Consider the following 14,791-nt stretch of genomic DNA (forward strand, 5'->3'; position numbering starts at 1 on the left):
ATTTCTTGAATGCCCATTCAAGTTATTCTAATTTGAACCTTCGTTCAACTACTTTTTGAATGATTGTTCAAAATAAAGTAGAATCATCACATATTGATGATTGAGATAAGAGAGCCGATGCGCAGCGCTGAATTTGATCGAAAAGACGTCCTACGTTCTGCTATGGATGCATTTGTGACCAAGGGTTACGCTAAAACCAGTATGCAAGATCTAAAAGCCGTAACCGGGTTGCACCCAGGGTCGATCTATTGTGCTTTTGAAAATAAACGAGGCTTGCTAATCGCAGCTCTAGAGCAATACCGTGATGATAAAAAACGAGACTTTCAAACTCTTTTTGAATCTCAGACCAGTGTTATGGCTGGTTTTGAGATGTACTTAAATTGGGTGCTTGAAGAGTGTGAAACAGAGGAGATCAAAGACTGTTTACTGCAGAAATCACTCAGCGAAATGGCACAGCAAGATGATGAAGTAGAGCGTTTAATCAGTATGATGCTACAAGATTGGCATCAGTCGATTGAAGATAAAATTGCTTTAGCACAGCAAGCAGGAGAAGCTAGCCTGCATAAGTCAGCGACCCAATTGGCTCAATTTTTAGTTATGGGTATATATGGGATCCGTACTCTGTCTCATACACAGCCCAAGCCAGGTGTACTGCGTGAATTGAAAGATGAATTATTGGACTACATCAAAGCCTAAGTGGGCTGCGATCACCCTCCTCAAGAGTGATAACATCGACTTTCATCATGGTGGGATACTCAATTTTCTGCACTTCTACTTAAACAAAGGCCTGAAAGGCTCCTTTTCTTGCTTTTTATACTTGGAAAAACATGCTATTAATCCTGTTAATTTCTTATTGAAGTATGAGCAAGGAACCTCGAAATGGACAATGTTTATAACTTTAGTGCTGGGCCTGCTGGTCTACCTAGAGCTGTAATGGAAAAAGCACAAGCTGAATTCGTTGAATGGAATGGACTTGGCACCTCTGTGATGGAAATTAGTCATAGAAGTAAAGAATTCATTAAGGTAGCAGAAGAAGCAGAGCAAGATCTACGCGACCTACTGAATGTCCCTGACAACTATAAAGTCTTATTCTGTCAAGGTGGGGCTCGTGCTCAGTTTGCAGCGGTTCCTCTGAACCTTTTAGGGAGTGCTAAGAAAGCGACATATATCAATGCAGGTTACTGGGCGGAAAGTGCGATCAAAGAAGCAGAAAAATACTGCGAAGTTGATGTTTTTAATGCCAAAACGACAAAAGATGGCAAACTAACGGTTACAGACCCTATTGAATGGCAAATTGACCCTCAATCAGCTTATGTGCACTTTTGTCCAAACGAGACGATCGATGGTATTGAAATCTCAGATTTGCCAAAGACCGACAAACCTATCGTTGCGGATATGTCATCTAACATATTGTCACGAGAAATAGATGTTTCTCAATATGGTGTTATTTATGCCGGTGCGCAAAAGAACATTGGTCCGGCAGGGATTTGTATTGCCATAGTTCGCGATGACTTACTCGATCTTGCCCACGATCTTTTACCGAGTTTTATCAGTTATAAAATTTTAGCTGAAAAAGATTCAATGTTTAATACGCCCCCAACTTTCGCATGGTATCTGTCAGGCTTGGTGTTCAAATGGCTGAAAGAACAGGGTGGTGTTGCAGCGATGGAGCAGGTTAACCGTGAGAAAGCCGCGATCTTGTACAATTACATTGATAGTTCGGATTTTTATAAAAATGATGTCCATGCTCAGAACCGCTCCCGAATGAATGTACCTTTTCAGTTAGCAAAACCAGAATTAGACAGCATGTTCTTAGAGCTGGCCGCGGAAAAAGGCCTTGTTTCGTTGAAAGGCCACCGTGCTGTGGGAGGTATGCGTGCTTCGATTTATAACGCGATGCCCGTTGAAGGGGTTAAAGCGTTGGTTGAGTTTATGAAAGAGTTTGAAGCAGAGAACGCTTAACTCATAAATAGACAAAGGCTTAGCCACAATGGCTAAGCCTTTTTTATGGCTTAAAGTCGGAATCTCGCCACGACTTGCTCTAGTTCTTCGACTTTTCTATACAGCTGACTAACGGCCTGCTCACCATCTTGAGTCGTCCGAACGGAATTACCTGCAATTTGGCTAATGGCGTTGATATCACGTGATATTTCTTGCGCAGCGGTGGCTTGTTCATTACCTGCTGTGGCAATCATATCGATCATTTGATTGACATCTTGGGCTCTCGAAACAATTTGTGTCAGAGCATCACCCGCAGAGTTCGATAAAGTAACTCCCTCAGCGACCAGTTGAGTGCCTTCACTCATTCTAGAGACTGCCTGGCGGGTCTCATTCTGAATGGAAGAAATCAAACCACCTACTTCTTCGGTTGCTTTCGAGGTTCTTTCCGCGAGCCCTCGGACCTCATCAGCGACGACGGCGAACCCCCGGCCTAACTCACCTGCACGAGCTGCCTCTATCGCAGCGTTTAGTGCCAGCAAATTGGTTTGTTCAGCAATATCGTTGATCACTTGGATCACATTGCCAATCTCTTCTCCTCGCTTGCCTAGACTATCGATCGTCTCCGCAGTTTCATTCACGACTTCCGAAATACGGTTCATACCGTGAACGGTTTCTTGCATTAGTTTTCCGCCACTGGTGGCTTCTTCTCCCGCTTGCTTAGAACTTTCAGCCGCATCGCTACTTTGATCGGCAACTTGATTAACTGTCACCGTCATTTCTTCAACGGCACTGGCGATTAATGTCGCTTTGTCTGCTTGCTCTTTAATACCTGAAGCAACCTGTTTGCTTGTGTCATCTACCATCTGAGTGTTGCTGGCCACTTCGGAGGCGACATTGGTGATGTTGGAAAGCACACGTCTGAGAGATTGTTGCATAGCATCAATAGCACGAGCGAGTTCGCCCAGTTCATCCTTGTTGGTTTCGTTGATGGGTGGCTCTGACAAATCGCCATCGGCAATAGATTTCGCTTTGGCGGCAATCACATCCAGTCTCTGACGTATGATATTCGAAAGCCCCCAAGCGACAACAATGCCGACGACTAATACCACAATGACATTGACGGTTAGCCAGAAGATAATTGTCGACATGTTGCCATTCAGTTCTGCGAGAGCTTGTATAGAGTCACTGGTTTCTTCAGTGGCTGAGGTGTTAAGTACTTTTTCGAGTGGTAGGATAATAGATTGTTTTAGTTCCCTTACCAATTGATTTGCAGACATTTTTCCAGATGGATTATAGCCTTCAAATACTTCCTGAGCGGTACGAATAATGTCGTAGTAATATTGTTCGACATCGTCGATTTGGCTTGAAGCTTGTTGGTCTGGTTCCAGAGGGCGAAGCCTATCAAGATAGCCAGCAAAGGAGCCAGCATCATCATTAAATGTCTCACGAGCAGTCGGATCACCCATGATATAAGCATTGAGAGTTGCAATCATATCGCCTGCTTCGTCAACGAGCTCAAGGTAATAGCGAATACTCGGCAAATCTTGATTGAGAGAGCGGTTAAGATCGGTACTACTGTAGGCTTCGGTAAAGCGTTTTTCAGCCAATTGATTGAGTAAATCCTCCAGTGGAGCCCCTACATTTTTGGTTAATTGGTTTATTTTTTGAATGGCTTGTTGCTCATCGGCGGGGTTGTATTTGGTGAAAACACCTTGCTTCACTTGATCTATGTATTGGTTAGCCAGTCCTATGATACGGTCCATTTTTTTGACGTCAGACGCTTTCGCTGATTCTAGAGAGCGGAGTCGAGAGTAGTGCTGCTGAAACTCGCTGGCATTCACTTCAAATGCGTTACGCTGACCAGCATCTCCATTAAGATATTCCAGAGCGTTGGTTTGAAGATCACCTATCTCATCCAAGACGTTGAAATACGCAAGTACACCGGGAACATCATCTGATTCTATATCTTCTGAAATAGTGGCGGATTTATTAACTAGAGACCAGACGACGAAAGCTAATATTAGGGTCGTAATGATGATAATTGAAAAGCCCATGTAGAGGGCATGGGACAGACGAACATTCATCTATATCTCTCCATCGGGAGTTGGATTCCAATGAACTAAGTATGGAGCTTATGACTTAAGGTGCAAAAATAATTGACAAATTCGGTGATAATTATCGGCATGATGTTGATTGGGTGTCATAAAAAATCGCAGCCTAAGCTGCGATTTTAAAATGTGTTAAAGTGGTTTGCTTATCGACGTTTAGGTTTGCGACCTGCCGAAGGTTTCCCGCCCGCTGGTGGCTTACTGTTAACTTGACTGCCCGGCTTACCATTTCGACCACCTGTTGGTTTTCCACCATTGCCTGAGTTGCGGCTATTGTTTGGCTTTTTGTTACCAGAGCCGTTCATCTTTTCAAAACCTGGCTGGCTCTTGGTGTGTTTGGTTGCGAATCGATTCGAGCCATGACGACCAGATTTTCTTCGCTGTGCGGGAGTCAGGGCTTCATTGTCTTCTGCTGGGACTAGACAGCTTGGTTTGTCGCCTATCAGGTGTTTTTTGCCCATGCTGATCAATGCCTCGCGGATCAAAGGCCAGTTAGCGGGATCATGGTAGCGAAGTAGGGCTTTATGTAATCGGCGTTGGCGCTCTCCTTTCGCTACTGGCACTTCCTCACGCTGTTTGTATTTCACTCGCTTAAGCGGGTTCGTTTCTGAATAATACATAGAGGTGGCATTACACATAGGTGATGGGTAGAAGTTTTGTACTTGATCGCACTCGAAGTCGTTTTTCTTCAGCCACAGAGCCAAGTTCAGCATATCTTCATCTTCGGTACCCGGATGTGCAGAGATAAAGTAAGGGATCAGGTACTGCTTCTTACCTGCTTCAGCACTGTACTTTTCGAACATTTCTTTGAAACGATCGTAAGTGCCCATGCCCGGCTTCATCATCAGATCAAGCGGACCTTTTTCTGTGTGCTCAGGCGCTATCTTCAAGTAACCGCCAACATGGTGAGTAACTAACTCTTTAACGTATTCTGGTGACTCGATGGCCAAATCGTAACGAACGCCAGAAGCTATCATTACTTTTTTTACACCATCCACTTTACGTGCTGCGCGATACAGATCGATAGTGTGCTTGTGGTCGGTATTCAGCTTGTTACAGATCCCAGGGAAAACACACGATGGACGGCGACAGTTTGCTTCAGCTTTCGGATCGCTACAGCCGAGTCGATACATGTTTGCAGTTGGACCACCAAGATCGGAAATAGTACCAGTGAAGCCTGGTACTTTGTCTCGGATCTCTTCAAGCTCGTTTATGATCGACTCTTGAGAACGGTTTTGGATGATACGACCTTCGTGCTCAGTAATAGAACAGAAAGAACAGCCACCAAAACAGCCACGCATGATGTTCACGGAGGTTTTGATCATGTCGTAGGCCGGAATCTTTGCTTTACCATATTTCGGGTGCGGTACACGGGCGTAAGGCAGGCCGAAAACGTAATCCATTTCTTCCGTTGAAAGAGGAATCGGAGCTTGGTTAACCCAAAGTTCACGATCACCATGACGCTGAATCAATGCACGCCCCGAGTAAGGGTTGGTTTCAAGGTGCATAATACGGCTGGCGTGAGCATAGAGAATTCGGTCATTATTCAGCTTTTCAAAGTGTGGAATGCGCACTGCCGTGGTTGCTGCATCATGACGTGATGGACGAATAGTGATTGGCTTCGCTGTTTGTTCTTCTGCTTTTGCTTTAGTGTCACATTGTTCTTCGACGGCATATGGATTGGGCGGTATGAAGGCCTCTTTACGTGGTTTCTCAATGCGTGAAGAGTCAATGATCTTGTAGCCTTCTGGCGCTGCTGGGAGGCTCACTACCGTGCCGCGAATGTTGGTCATATTACCAATATCTTCGCCGTCAGCCAGTCGATGTGCGACCTCAACCAAAGCACGTTCAGCATTACCAAACAGCAATATATCCGCTTTGGCATCAAACAGAATAGAGCGGCGAACTTTGTCTGACCAATAATCGTAGTGGGCCAAACGGCGCAAACTGGCTTCGATTCCTCCGAGAACAATCGGCACCCCTTTGTAGGCTTCTCTACAACGCTGAGAATAAACCAGCGTTGCACGGTCTGGACGTTTTCCCCCTTCATTATTAGGGGTATAAGCATCGTCATGGCGTAGTTTACGATCAGCGGTGTATCGGTTGATCATTGAGTCCATGTTGCCTGCAGTAATACCAAAGAACAGGTTTGGCCTACCCAGTTGAGTAAAGGCATCTTTGTTTTGCCATTCAGGCTGCGCAATAATGCCGACTCGAAATCCCTGTGCTTCTAGCAAGCGGCCAATGATCGCCATGCCAAAGCTGGGGTGATCAACGTAAGCATCGCCAGTTACGATAATAATGTCACAGCTGTCCCATCCTAGGGCATCCATTTCCTTGCGACTTGTCGGTAGGAAAGGGGCATTACCGAAGCATTCTGCCCAGTATTTTTTGTGCTCATGAATAGGGGTGATATTGCTGTACATATTTTGTTCTCTGTTCCAGGGAGCGCGAATTATAGCGGCTTGCGAGCGGAGTATCTACCTCAACATATCCCTAGGTTTTGCATGTTTAAGTGTCTCTCGGTTAGTTATGCATCACGTTGTTATTAGATGTGTTGGCTATATAACAGATTACGGTGCCATATGGGACTAGTATTATAGAGTAGTGATGAGCACTAAACTTGAGGTGGGCGCTTATGTATGAGGTTGATTCTGGTACCGCTGTGAAGGAGCTGGTCGCGCCTACTCGCCAGCGAAAGTACAAAACGTACGCTTGGCAGTTGGACCTTGTGACTCAGGAATTTAGCTGTGAGCCAGAAGCGATGAAGCAATTATTCGGTTGTGACAAGCTCACCATTTCGGCTAAGGAACTACTTAAGCTATTGCCTACCGCTCAACGCCGTATGGCTCGCACCATGTTTAAAACCGCATTAACCACCAACAAAGCCCATTCCTTTCCCTGTTGTTTACTGACGCCCAATAGCCTCTTTACTTATGTAGAGTTCATTATCAAAGCTGAAAGTGAGTTTTTACTGAAAGGGGTTGTTGCACCTTGTTTGGTCATTTCATCACGGATGGTGGCAGCCGATATTTTCTATTCTGTGTTTGAGAATAGGCATCATGGTGTGGTCGTAACGGACTCAGAGACTCGAATTCTAGCTTGCAATCGTCATTTCGAGCGTATAACGGGCCATAGGCTTGAGGATATCCTTGGTCTAAAAACGAATATTTTGAATGTAGGGAAACTCAGTGATGATTATTACCGTGAGCTTTGGCAAAGCATAGAACAACATGGGCATTGGAGTGGTCCTATGCTGACAAGAAAGGCTGATGATTCTGTACTGCCTCAAGAACTGACAATTCACAAGATTGAACCCGGGAACGGCGAGTCGTATTTACTGGGGTTTTGTGCAGACTTATCGAATCAGCTTCAGCGGATTGATGGCAGAGAAACTGGCGGTGTAGATTTACTGACGCAACTGCCATCGCGTGAACGCTTTTTAGAGCAGCTCGAGCAAGACTACGCTGACAGCCAATGTGAAGATTTGTTGATCATGTTGGCATTGCAACCACAATTTTCTTTGGAGAATGAGCAGGAAGTCAAACGTCAATTTGCCAGTTATATTGCTGAAAATTCGCTAGTCTCGTCTGCTAGTTATGTTGGTGATAGCCGGTTTGCCGTTACGCTAAAAGCGAGTATGAAGCAGGGGAGTGAGAGTATCCGCTCTATCCGAAAGTTAATAAAAGCTTTTTTTCACAGTTTTAAGCATGCTCAAGCGCCTGTTGCACAAGCACTTAGATTTGGCCTCACCGGCGTCTCTGTGTTGCATTCTGATGCGAAATCGCCCAAGGGATTACTCTCGCACGCATTGCAAGCTTTGCTGGAGTTGCACTCAGGCGAAAATAAAAGAGTGAGGTTTTATGACCGTGAACTTCATGAACAAGTGGAGCGTAAGAAACGGCTGGAAAGCTGGGTTGAACAAGCCATATTGGAAGAGACAATAGATGTTTTTTACCAACCGATTGTTAATATCAAAAAAGGAAGAATTGATAAATTTGAGGCCTTGTGTCGCTTTCCTGAAAGTGACACTGCCAGCGCCTCAACGCAGGAGTTGATCAATGTCGTTGAAGATCTTGATCTAATTGTCCGATTGGATGATGTTGTCAATCGAAAAGCTATGTCGGCATTGCCGGAACTGCAGCAATTGTTTGGCGAGGACATTGGGCTGTCTGTTAATCGTTCATTCAATTCTAAACAAGACATTGTCGAAATCCTTCGTCACTGTGCCCAGCTCATCGATGAAAGCGGAATTAAACCAAACATGCTGACGATTGAGTTCACCGAAAGTGCGTATTTTGGTGGCGGCAGTTATCAAGAGCAGTTACTGGCAGCGATTCGAAAAGCAGGCGTCTCCATTGCGGTTGACGATTTTGGTACTGGGTGCGCGTCTTTCGATTATCTTAATCGAAACTATTTTGATGTACTGAAAATTGATCGAAGCTTTGTTCAAGATATTTGCTTTGGCAGTCGGCAATATCATGTCGTGAATACCATCATTCAGTTAGCCCAAAAACTCAGGCTAAAAGTGGTGGCTGAAGGTGTTGAAACCGAAAGTGAGTATACAACATTACGTAATTTAGGCGTTGATTGCATTCAGGGTTACTTCTTCTCGAAGCCATTGCCAATAAAAGATCTACGATCGGTGAGTCATTACTGTGTTTTACCGTCAACTCAAAGTATGTCAAATGCTAAAACCGGTACGTTATTAGAGTTGATAACACCTCAGTTACCACATCTTGACCCGGGCGAACCTCTGTCCCTTATTTACACTTATTTTAAAACGGAAACGATCAATGTTTTGCCTGTTATTGAATCACATCATTGCGTGGGCATTATTAGCAGAGCTGCAATGAATTTGCATTTGACGCCGAATATGGGAACAGATCATGAGACCAGTAAAGAGCACACGATGTGGCATAAGTCTGCTCACCGTATAATGTCTACACCGGAATCACTACTGTCTTGGCATACACCATTAATGGAATTGGAAGACTTAATGGCAAGAGTGCCGCTGCCCTGGGTGCTGGTTGATGATGAATCACGATTCAAAGGTATCGTCGAACATGAAAGAGTTATGCAGTATTTATTGAGTTGTAAATCTAAGCCTTAGACGAGTTTATTTAGGGATGAGCTTTGCAAATTTTTAAATATGAATCGCTGGTGGAATTGGCCTTAGCAAGTCTGTTATTATCCGCACCCATCAGAAATTACAGCGATATCAGACATCATGGTTCAGCAATTGTTAGCAGTGTTTGCTCCTATGCTTTTAGGTGCTCAATTCATTTTGACGCTCATTTTGGTCAAGGGTGATATCTGCCCAGGTCAGAGAGGCCGTATTCATAAGGTCCTTCCTGTGCTCGCAATTATGTGGCTGGCTGTTGCTTCATTGAAAATTGAAGCCATGATGATTGTGTTTGCCATTGCATACTTCTACTCTCAAGTTCAAACCAAAAAAACGCGAGTACAAGGGCCAATGTGGGTTATGTACCTTGCTAATGGTTTGGCACTTGCCTATGTTGCTATTGGTATTGGAGAGCAATCCGATCTTGCGGCTAGCCTGAGTGTGTTTATTCAAATCATACTTTTAGGTGCGCTGTTTGCTCACTTGCTCCTCACCGTAGCGAGAACGCGTTTACAAGCTTTTCACCGTATTCTGCCGGTGACTGGTGTGCTCTCAGCAATGCTGATGAGTTTAGCGATTTTGCTTAAAGCCTTTGGCCTAGATGAAGCCATTCTTGCTCAAGCTACTCAGCCACTATTGATTGGGTTTGCACTGCTCATTACTTCAGTTCTTATCTGGTGCTGGCATATCATTATGTCAAAGACGGTACATAAGGCTCAGTTGGCGATTGCATTATTAACTCTTATCTCGGCAATGACGTTCAATCAAGGCTTGTTTGTTCTTTAGAAGAGAAATCTCTCACTGTTAATTTGAAGATTTGACGCTACGCTTGATATAGATGGTCAACACAGGAGCGTGGTTATGGATATGACTCATGTAGGTCGGTTAGACAGTGCGATTTTACTTGGCATTGTTAATGAAAAGCTGAGACTCGAGTGCGATAGCTTTGAAGAACTCGTGACCATGTATGAAATGGATGTCGAAACAGTGGTGGGTAAATTGGATATATTGGGTTATCAATATGATCCGCTCACCAATCAGTTTAAATCTTACGATAGATAGAATGAAACAGGAGGCTGATGCCTCCTTTTTTATACCGTTTTTATCCCTTCTAAATGGCTTTTTGATTGTTGTCTGGCAGTATTAAAAAAGGCTTGAAGGTAGCGTTTGTCTTTGTCCGAATTTCGTGTTGCAGCGAACAGACGTCGCCACAACCCATCGCCAAAAGAGAGACTGGTAATCAAGCCTTGACGGGAGAACTCGCTTATTGCCCAGTTAGGTAAAGCGGCTACTCCTAAACCGGCAGACACCATTTGTACTAGCATCAGTGTGTTGTCTGCTTGTTTCCATTTGGCGGGCTCAATGCCTGCGGGCTGTAGAAAGTGTTTCACCACGTCAAGTCGGTTCTTTTGAACTGGGTAGGACAACATGGTCTCATTGGCTAAATCTTCCGGTTCAATAGAGGTTTTTGATGCCAGTGGGTGGGTGGTTGCGGTAACTAAGCGCATTTCAAAATCAAAGAGAGGCTCATAATGGACTTCTGATCTTGGTTGAATATCAGAGGTGATCACCAAGTCCAACTCGCCATTCATCAGCGCCGGTAGAGGCTCAAAACCAAATCCAGATGAGAAATCTAGAGTCACACTTGGCCAAGCCACTTGATATTCTCTTAGCGCAGGCATTAGCCACTGAAAACAGGAGTGGCATTCGATAGCCATATGCAAACGTCCGTTAACGTCCTCTTTCAAACTGGCTAATTCATTTTCCGCTCTGGCAATGCGTGGTAGCACTTCATCTGCCAAGCTAAGAAGGATTTCGCCTTCAGAGGTAAATCTCACAGGACGAGTCTTACGCAGAAAAAGCTGACCACCAATACGAGCTTCTAGATCTTTTATTTGATGAGACAGGGCTGACTGAGTCAGGTGTAGCGTTGTTGCAGTGGCAGTCAAAGAGCCAGTGTCCCGCAATGTGGCTAATGTTTTCAGATGCTTAATCTCAATCATGAAATCCCTTCAATCTTGCTCGCTGATGATGAATATAACTAACTTACCTGTGTTTTATAGGCATGTAAACATCTAGACGTCTAAAAAGATATTAATGATTGAATTCGTTAGTTGAGCTAATTCGCTGTCTCGGACATGAAGTTTTCTAATAAACAGCTTGAATAATTGGAGGTTGTTCATTCATGTCTTAATCGAGATAGTTTAGCCATTTAGACGCCTTACTGTTGTTTAGGCAGTACAGGCCTAATTGCTTTAATAATCAAGAAGGATTAGAAATATGGCGACGACGACTCATATCCTAGGCTACCCAAGAATCGGCGAAAAGCGTGAATTGAAATTTGCACTGGAGAAATATTGGCGAGGAGAAATTAACCAAGCTGAGCTCAAAGCAGTGGGGGCCCAGCTTCGAAAGAAAAATTGGCAAGTACAATCTGAGGCCGAACTGAGCTTTGTTACCGCAGGTGATTTTGCATGGTATGACCATGTTCTGACCACGACCTTATTACTAGGACATGTGCCTAAACGTCACCGAGAAGGGGAGTCTGATTTGGATACCTTGTTCAAAGTTGGACGTGGTCAGTCTCAGGCAAATTGTAGCTGTAGCGGATCTGCGGCGTCGGATATGACCAAATGGTTTAACACCAATTATCATTACATCGTACCTGAGTTTAGTCGGGATGATAGCTTTGAAGTTAGCTGGCTTCAACTGTTCGAGGAAGTTAATGAGGCTATCAAAGCGGGACAAAATGTGAAACCCGTTCTGTTAGGTCCGTTGAGCTATCTCTACCTTGGTAAAGAAGTGGAACAAGGGTTTGATCGCTTGACGCTGTTACCACGTCTTCTTACCGCTTATCAAAACATTCTAGCCAAATTAGCAGGCCAAGGGGTTGAGTGGGTGCAGATCGACGAACCTATTCTATCACTAGAGTTGGAGGCACCTTGGCTTGATGCATTCAAGCTTGCTTATCAGGTCATTCGTGGCGAGGTGAAAATACTGCTAACGACCTACTTTGATTCAGTGGAAGACACATTGGACAAGATTGTCGAATTAGAGATCGATGGTTTGCATGTTGACCTGTCAGAAGCCCCAGAACAGTTAAGTGAAGTCATTTCTCGATTACCGAAAGAGTGGGTGTTTTCGGCAGGCGTTATTAATGGGCGCAATGTTTGGCGGGCGGATCTAAGCGCGCAGCTTGCACGACTTCAGCCTGTGAAAAAGCGTCTGGGCGATAGGTTATGGGTTGCGAGCTCGTGTTCATTGCTTCATAGCCCTGTGGATCTGGATCTTGAACCTGAGTTGACCGAAGAAGTACGCAGTTGGTTTGCTTTTGCAAAGCAAAAAGTGGCCGAAGTGGCCTTATTAGGCAGAGCCTTGGATGGTGATCACCAGGCTATTTTAGCGTGCGATACATACAGTGCTTCAATTCAGGCTCGTAAGAATGCCGTTCACGTCAACAAGCCTCAAGTTCAGCAGCGTCTTAATCAGATAACAAAAGCTTGGTCTGATCGCAGTGTACCTTATGAGGAGCGCGCTCAGTATCAAAATGCGGTATTAGGTCTGCCATTGTTCCCCACAACGACGATTGGTTCTTTTCCACAAACGAATGAAATACGAGTTCAGCGTAGTGCTTACCGTAGTGGCCAGCTATCGGAATCAGACTATTTGACAGCCTTGAAAGGTCACATCGAAGATGCGGTAAAACGCCAGGAAGCACTGGACCTTGATGTACTGGTGCATGGTGAGGCCGAACGTAACGACATGGTGGAATATTTTGCCGAGAACTTAGCAGGGTTTCAAACCACCAAATTTGGCTGGGTACAGAGCTACGGCTCACGATGCGTTAAACCAGCGATAGTCGTTGCGGATATCGAGCGCGAAAAACCCATTACTGTTGAATGGTCGACATATGCCCAGTCACTCACTTCTAAGCAAATGAAAGGGATGTTGACAGGACCAGTGACAATTCTTTGTTGGACGTTCCCTCGTGAGGATATCAGTCGCAAAGAAATAACCAATCAATTGGCGCTAGCATTGCGTGATGAAGTGTCTGATCTGCAAGAGGCAGGTATCAATATTATCCAGATTGATGAGCCGGCTATTCGAGAAGGCTTGCCACTTAAAAAACGTGATCATGCAGAATATTTAGAGTGGGCGGTAGCGGCATTCAAGATCGCTGCAGCCAGTGCCAAGCCCGAGACACAAATCCATACACATATGTGCTATTCAGAGTTTAATGAGATTATTGATTCCGTGGCTGAATTAGATGCGGATGTGATTACGATAGAAACTTCTCGCTCAAATATGGAGTTACTAAAAGCGTTTGAGGAGTTTGACTATCCTAATGAAATTGGCCCTGGCGTTTACGACATTCACTCTCCAAATATCCCAACTGAAGAGTGGATTGAAGGCCTGTTGTACAAGGCCGCTGACAAGATACCGGCAAACCGTTTGTGGGTGAATCCAGATTGCGGTTTGAAGACACGAAACTGGGCAGAAACCGAAGCGTCACTGGCTAACATGGTTTCGGCGGCGAAAAAGCTACGAGTGGCATTTGCTTAATACACCAAAGATGAGATGCCGGCTTTTATGTCGGCATTTCATCTTTGATCTTGAGGTTAGATCGACTCACCATTTACACTGACCTGAACATCCACATTACCACGGACCGCGTTTGAGTAGGGACATACCTGATGGGCAACGCGTGTGAGCTCCAAAGCTTGTTCTTGTGGTAAGTCCACTTCTGCAGCTAGGCTTACAGTAAGTGCAAATCCACCATTGTCATTTGGACCAATTCCTACCTCTGCCGTGACAGGTGCTTGGCTAAGGGCCACTTTCGCTTCACGAGCAACATGCAAAATGGCATTAGAGAAACAGGCAGAATAACCTGCGGCAAAAAGTTGTTCTGGGTTAGTCGCTGCACCACTACCGCCCATTTCTTTAGGATAAGTCAGTTCTAGATCAAGTAAACCATCGTCTGTTTTAACTTGGCCGTTACGACCTGCCAGTGCTTTAGCGGAAGTTTTGTATAGAGTTGTCATGTTATCTTTCCTTCTATTTGTATTGTGTGCAATTTAATTGCTTGCAATGTTAGATCGAAAGTTGTCTGGAATGCAACTATATTGTGCGCAACTTAAATGTTTCTGTGAGCGTCGAATGAGAGAATGCCAAAACGTAGACAACATAACAGATGAAGAGAAGTTGCTTCTCGATAATCAGCTTTGCTTCCCACTTTACAGTGCTGCTAATGCCGTCATCCGCGCGTATCGTCCCATGCTTGATAAGTTGGATCTCACCTACTCACAGTATTTAGTGATGATGCTGCTATGGGAGAAAGACGGTGCTAGCGTAAAGGACTTAGGTACAAGGCTGTACCTTGATTCAGGCACGTTGACACCATTACTGAAAAGGTTAGAAGCAAAAGGGTTTGTTATAAGGGGAAGAAGTCAGGACGATGAGAGAGTGAGAGTGCTTAACCTAACCAAATCAGGTCAAGCACTGAAAGAAACCGCCAAGTCAGTCCCTAACGCTATGCGCTGTAAAATCGACCTTGAACTCGATGAACTGATTACGTTGAAACAGTTATGTGAAAAAGTGCTGAAGAACCTAGTTTAGG

At 44.7% G+C, this 14,791-nt stretch carries 11 protein-coding genes; 7 read left to right on the forward strand and 4 right to left on the reverse strand.

The features are described 5' to 3' along the window. Nucleotides 1–117 precede the first annotated feature (117 nt). Both L1D15_RS09190 and serC read left to right on the forward strand, forming a co-directional pair. Nucleotides 118–696, forward strand: coding sequence for a TetR/AcrR family transcriptional regulator (locus L1D15_RS09190; protein WP_239868296.1), 579 nt, complete (start codon nt 118–120; stop codon nt 694–696). Nucleotides 697–879: 183 nt separating this feature from the next. Then, nucleotides 880–1,962, forward strand: coding sequence for a 3-phosphoserine/phosphohydroxythreonine transaminase (serC, locus tag L1D15_RS09195; RefSeq protein WP_239875380.1), 1,083 nt, complete (start codon nt 880–882; stop codon nt 1,960–1,962). Between the two features lie 50 nt (nt 1,963–2,012). On the opposite strand, the gene L1D15_RS09200 is transcribed toward serC, so the two are convergent. After that, nucleotides 2,013–4,025 (reverse strand): methyl-accepting chemotaxis protein, encoded by a 2,013-nt coding sequence (locus L1D15_RS09200; protein WP_239875381.1) that lies wholly within the window; start codon nt 4,023–4,025, stop codon nt 2,013–2,015. A gap of 170 nt (nt 4,026–4,195) precedes the next feature. Continuing rightward, entirely contained in the window at nt 4,196–6,475 is a 2,280-nt protein-coding gene (locus L1D15_RS09205; RefSeq protein WP_239875382.1) for a YgiQ family radical SAM protein, read from the reverse strand. Between the two features lie 212 nt (nt 6,476–6,687). Here L1D15_RS09205 and L1D15_RS09210 point away from each other — a divergent pair, with 212 nt between their 5' ends. The 3 genes from L1D15_RS09210 (at nt 6,688) to L1D15_RS09220 (ending at nt 10,236) form a co-directional block, all read left to right on the forward strand. Then, the gene (locus L1D15_RS09210) at nt 6,688–9,162 is read left to right on the forward strand and encodes an EAL domain-containing protein (RefSeq protein ID WP_239875383.1); all 2,475 of its coding nucleotides are present in this window, start codon (nt 6,688–6,690) and stop codon (nt 9,160–9,162) included. A gap of 117 nt (nt 9,163–9,279) precedes the next feature. Beyond that, nucleotides 9,280–9,960: a hypothetical protein gene (locus L1D15_RS09215; RefSeq protein WP_239868314.1), complete on the forward strand. Its 681-nt coding sequence runs from the start codon at nt 9,280–9,282 to the stop codon at nt 9,958–9,960. 75 nt (nt 9,961–10,035) lie between these two features. After that, a complete protein-coding gene (locus L1D15_RS09220) occupies nt 10,036–10,236 on the forward strand; it encodes a DUF4250 domain-containing protein (protein WP_239836651.1) in 201 nt (66 codons plus the stop codon). 29 nt (nt 10,237–10,265) lie between these two features. Here L1D15_RS09220 and metR read toward each other — a convergent pair whose 3' ends face one another. Next, nucleotides 10,266–11,177: an HTH-type transcriptional regulator MetR gene (metR, locus tag L1D15_RS09225; protein ID WP_239875384.1), complete on the reverse strand. Its 912-nt coding sequence runs from the start codon at nt 11,175–11,177 to the stop codon at nt 10,266–10,268. 277 nt (nt 11,178–11,454) lie between these two features. On the opposite strand from metR, the gene metE reads away from it, so the two are divergent. After that, complete coding sequence (gene metE / locus L1D15_RS09230) at nt 11,455–13,737, forward strand: 5-methyltetrahydropteroyltriglutamate--homocysteine S-methyltransferase (RefSeq protein ID WP_239875385.1); 2,283 nt, start codon at nt 11,455–11,457, stop codon at nt 13,735–13,737. 56 nt (nt 13,738–13,793) lie between these two features. Here the strand turns inward: metE and L1D15_RS09235 are convergent, their stop codons facing one another. Then, a complete protein-coding gene (locus tag L1D15_RS09235; protein WP_239836648.1) occupies nt 13,794–14,216 on the reverse strand; it encodes an organic hydroperoxide resistance protein in 423 nt (140 codons plus the stop codon). Between the two features lie 115 nt (nt 14,217–14,331). Here L1D15_RS09235 and L1D15_RS09240 point away from each other — a divergent pair, with 115 nt between their 5' ends. Beyond that, nucleotides 14,332–14,790: a MarR family transcriptional regulator gene (locus tag L1D15_RS09240; protein ID WP_239868324.1), complete on the forward strand. Its 459-nt coding sequence runs from the start codon at nt 14,332–14,334 to the stop codon at nt 14,788–14,790. Nucleotide 14,791: the final 1 nt, after the last annotated feature.

Source organism: Vibrio sp. Isolate25, assembly GCF_022398025.1.
In the GTDB taxonomy this organism is placed as follows: Bacteria; Pseudomonadota; Gammaproteobacteria; order Enterobacterales; family Vibrionaceae; genus Vibrio; species Vibrio coralliilyticus_A.

What these genes read in the sequence shown, in the direction of transcription:
- metE (WP_239875385.1), top strand. Translation starts at nt 11,455, where the DNA reads ATGGCGACGACGACTCATATCCTAGGCTACCCAAGAATCGGCGAAAAG.
- serC (WP_239875380.1), top strand. Translation starts at nt 880, where the DNA reads ATGGACAATGTTTATAACTTTAGTGCTGGGCCTGCTGGTCTACCTAGA.
- L1D15_RS09215 (WP_239868314.1), top strand. Translation starts at nt 9,280, where the DNA reads ATGGTTCAGCAATTGTTAGCAGTGTTTGCTCCTATGCTTTTAGGTGCT.
- L1D15_RS09190 (WP_239868296.1), top strand. Translation starts at nt 118, where the DNA reads ATGCGCAGCGCTGAATTTGATCGAAAAGACGTCCTACGTTCTGCTATG.
- L1D15_RS09210 (WP_239875383.1), top strand. Translation starts at nt 6,688, where the DNA reads ATGTATGAGGTTGATTCTGGTACCGCTGTGAAGGAGCTGGTCGCGCCT.
- L1D15_RS09220 (WP_239836651.1), top strand. Translation starts at nt 10,036, where the DNA reads ATGGATATGACTCATGTAGGTCGGTTAGACAGTGCGATTTTACTTGGC.
- metR (WP_239875384.1), bottom strand. Translation starts at nt 11,177, where the DNA reads ATGATTGAGATTAAGCATCTGAAAACATTAGCCACATTGCGGGACACT.
- L1D15_RS09235 (WP_239836648.1), bottom strand. Translation starts at nt 14,216, where the DNA reads ATGACAACTCTATACAAAACTTCCGCTAAAGCACTGGCAGGTCGTAAC.
- L1D15_RS09205 (WP_239875382.1), bottom strand. Translation starts at nt 6,475, where the DNA reads ATGTACAGCAATATCACCCCTATTCATGAGCACAAAAAATACTGGGCA.
- L1D15_RS09200 (WP_239875381.1), bottom strand. Translation starts at nt 4,025, where the DNA reads ATGAATGTTCGTCTGTCCCATGCCCTCTACATGGGCTTTTCAATTATC.
- L1D15_RS09240 (WP_239868324.1), top strand. Translation starts at nt 14,332, where the DNA reads ATGAGAGAATGCCAAAACGTAGACAACATAACAGATGAAGAGAAGTTG.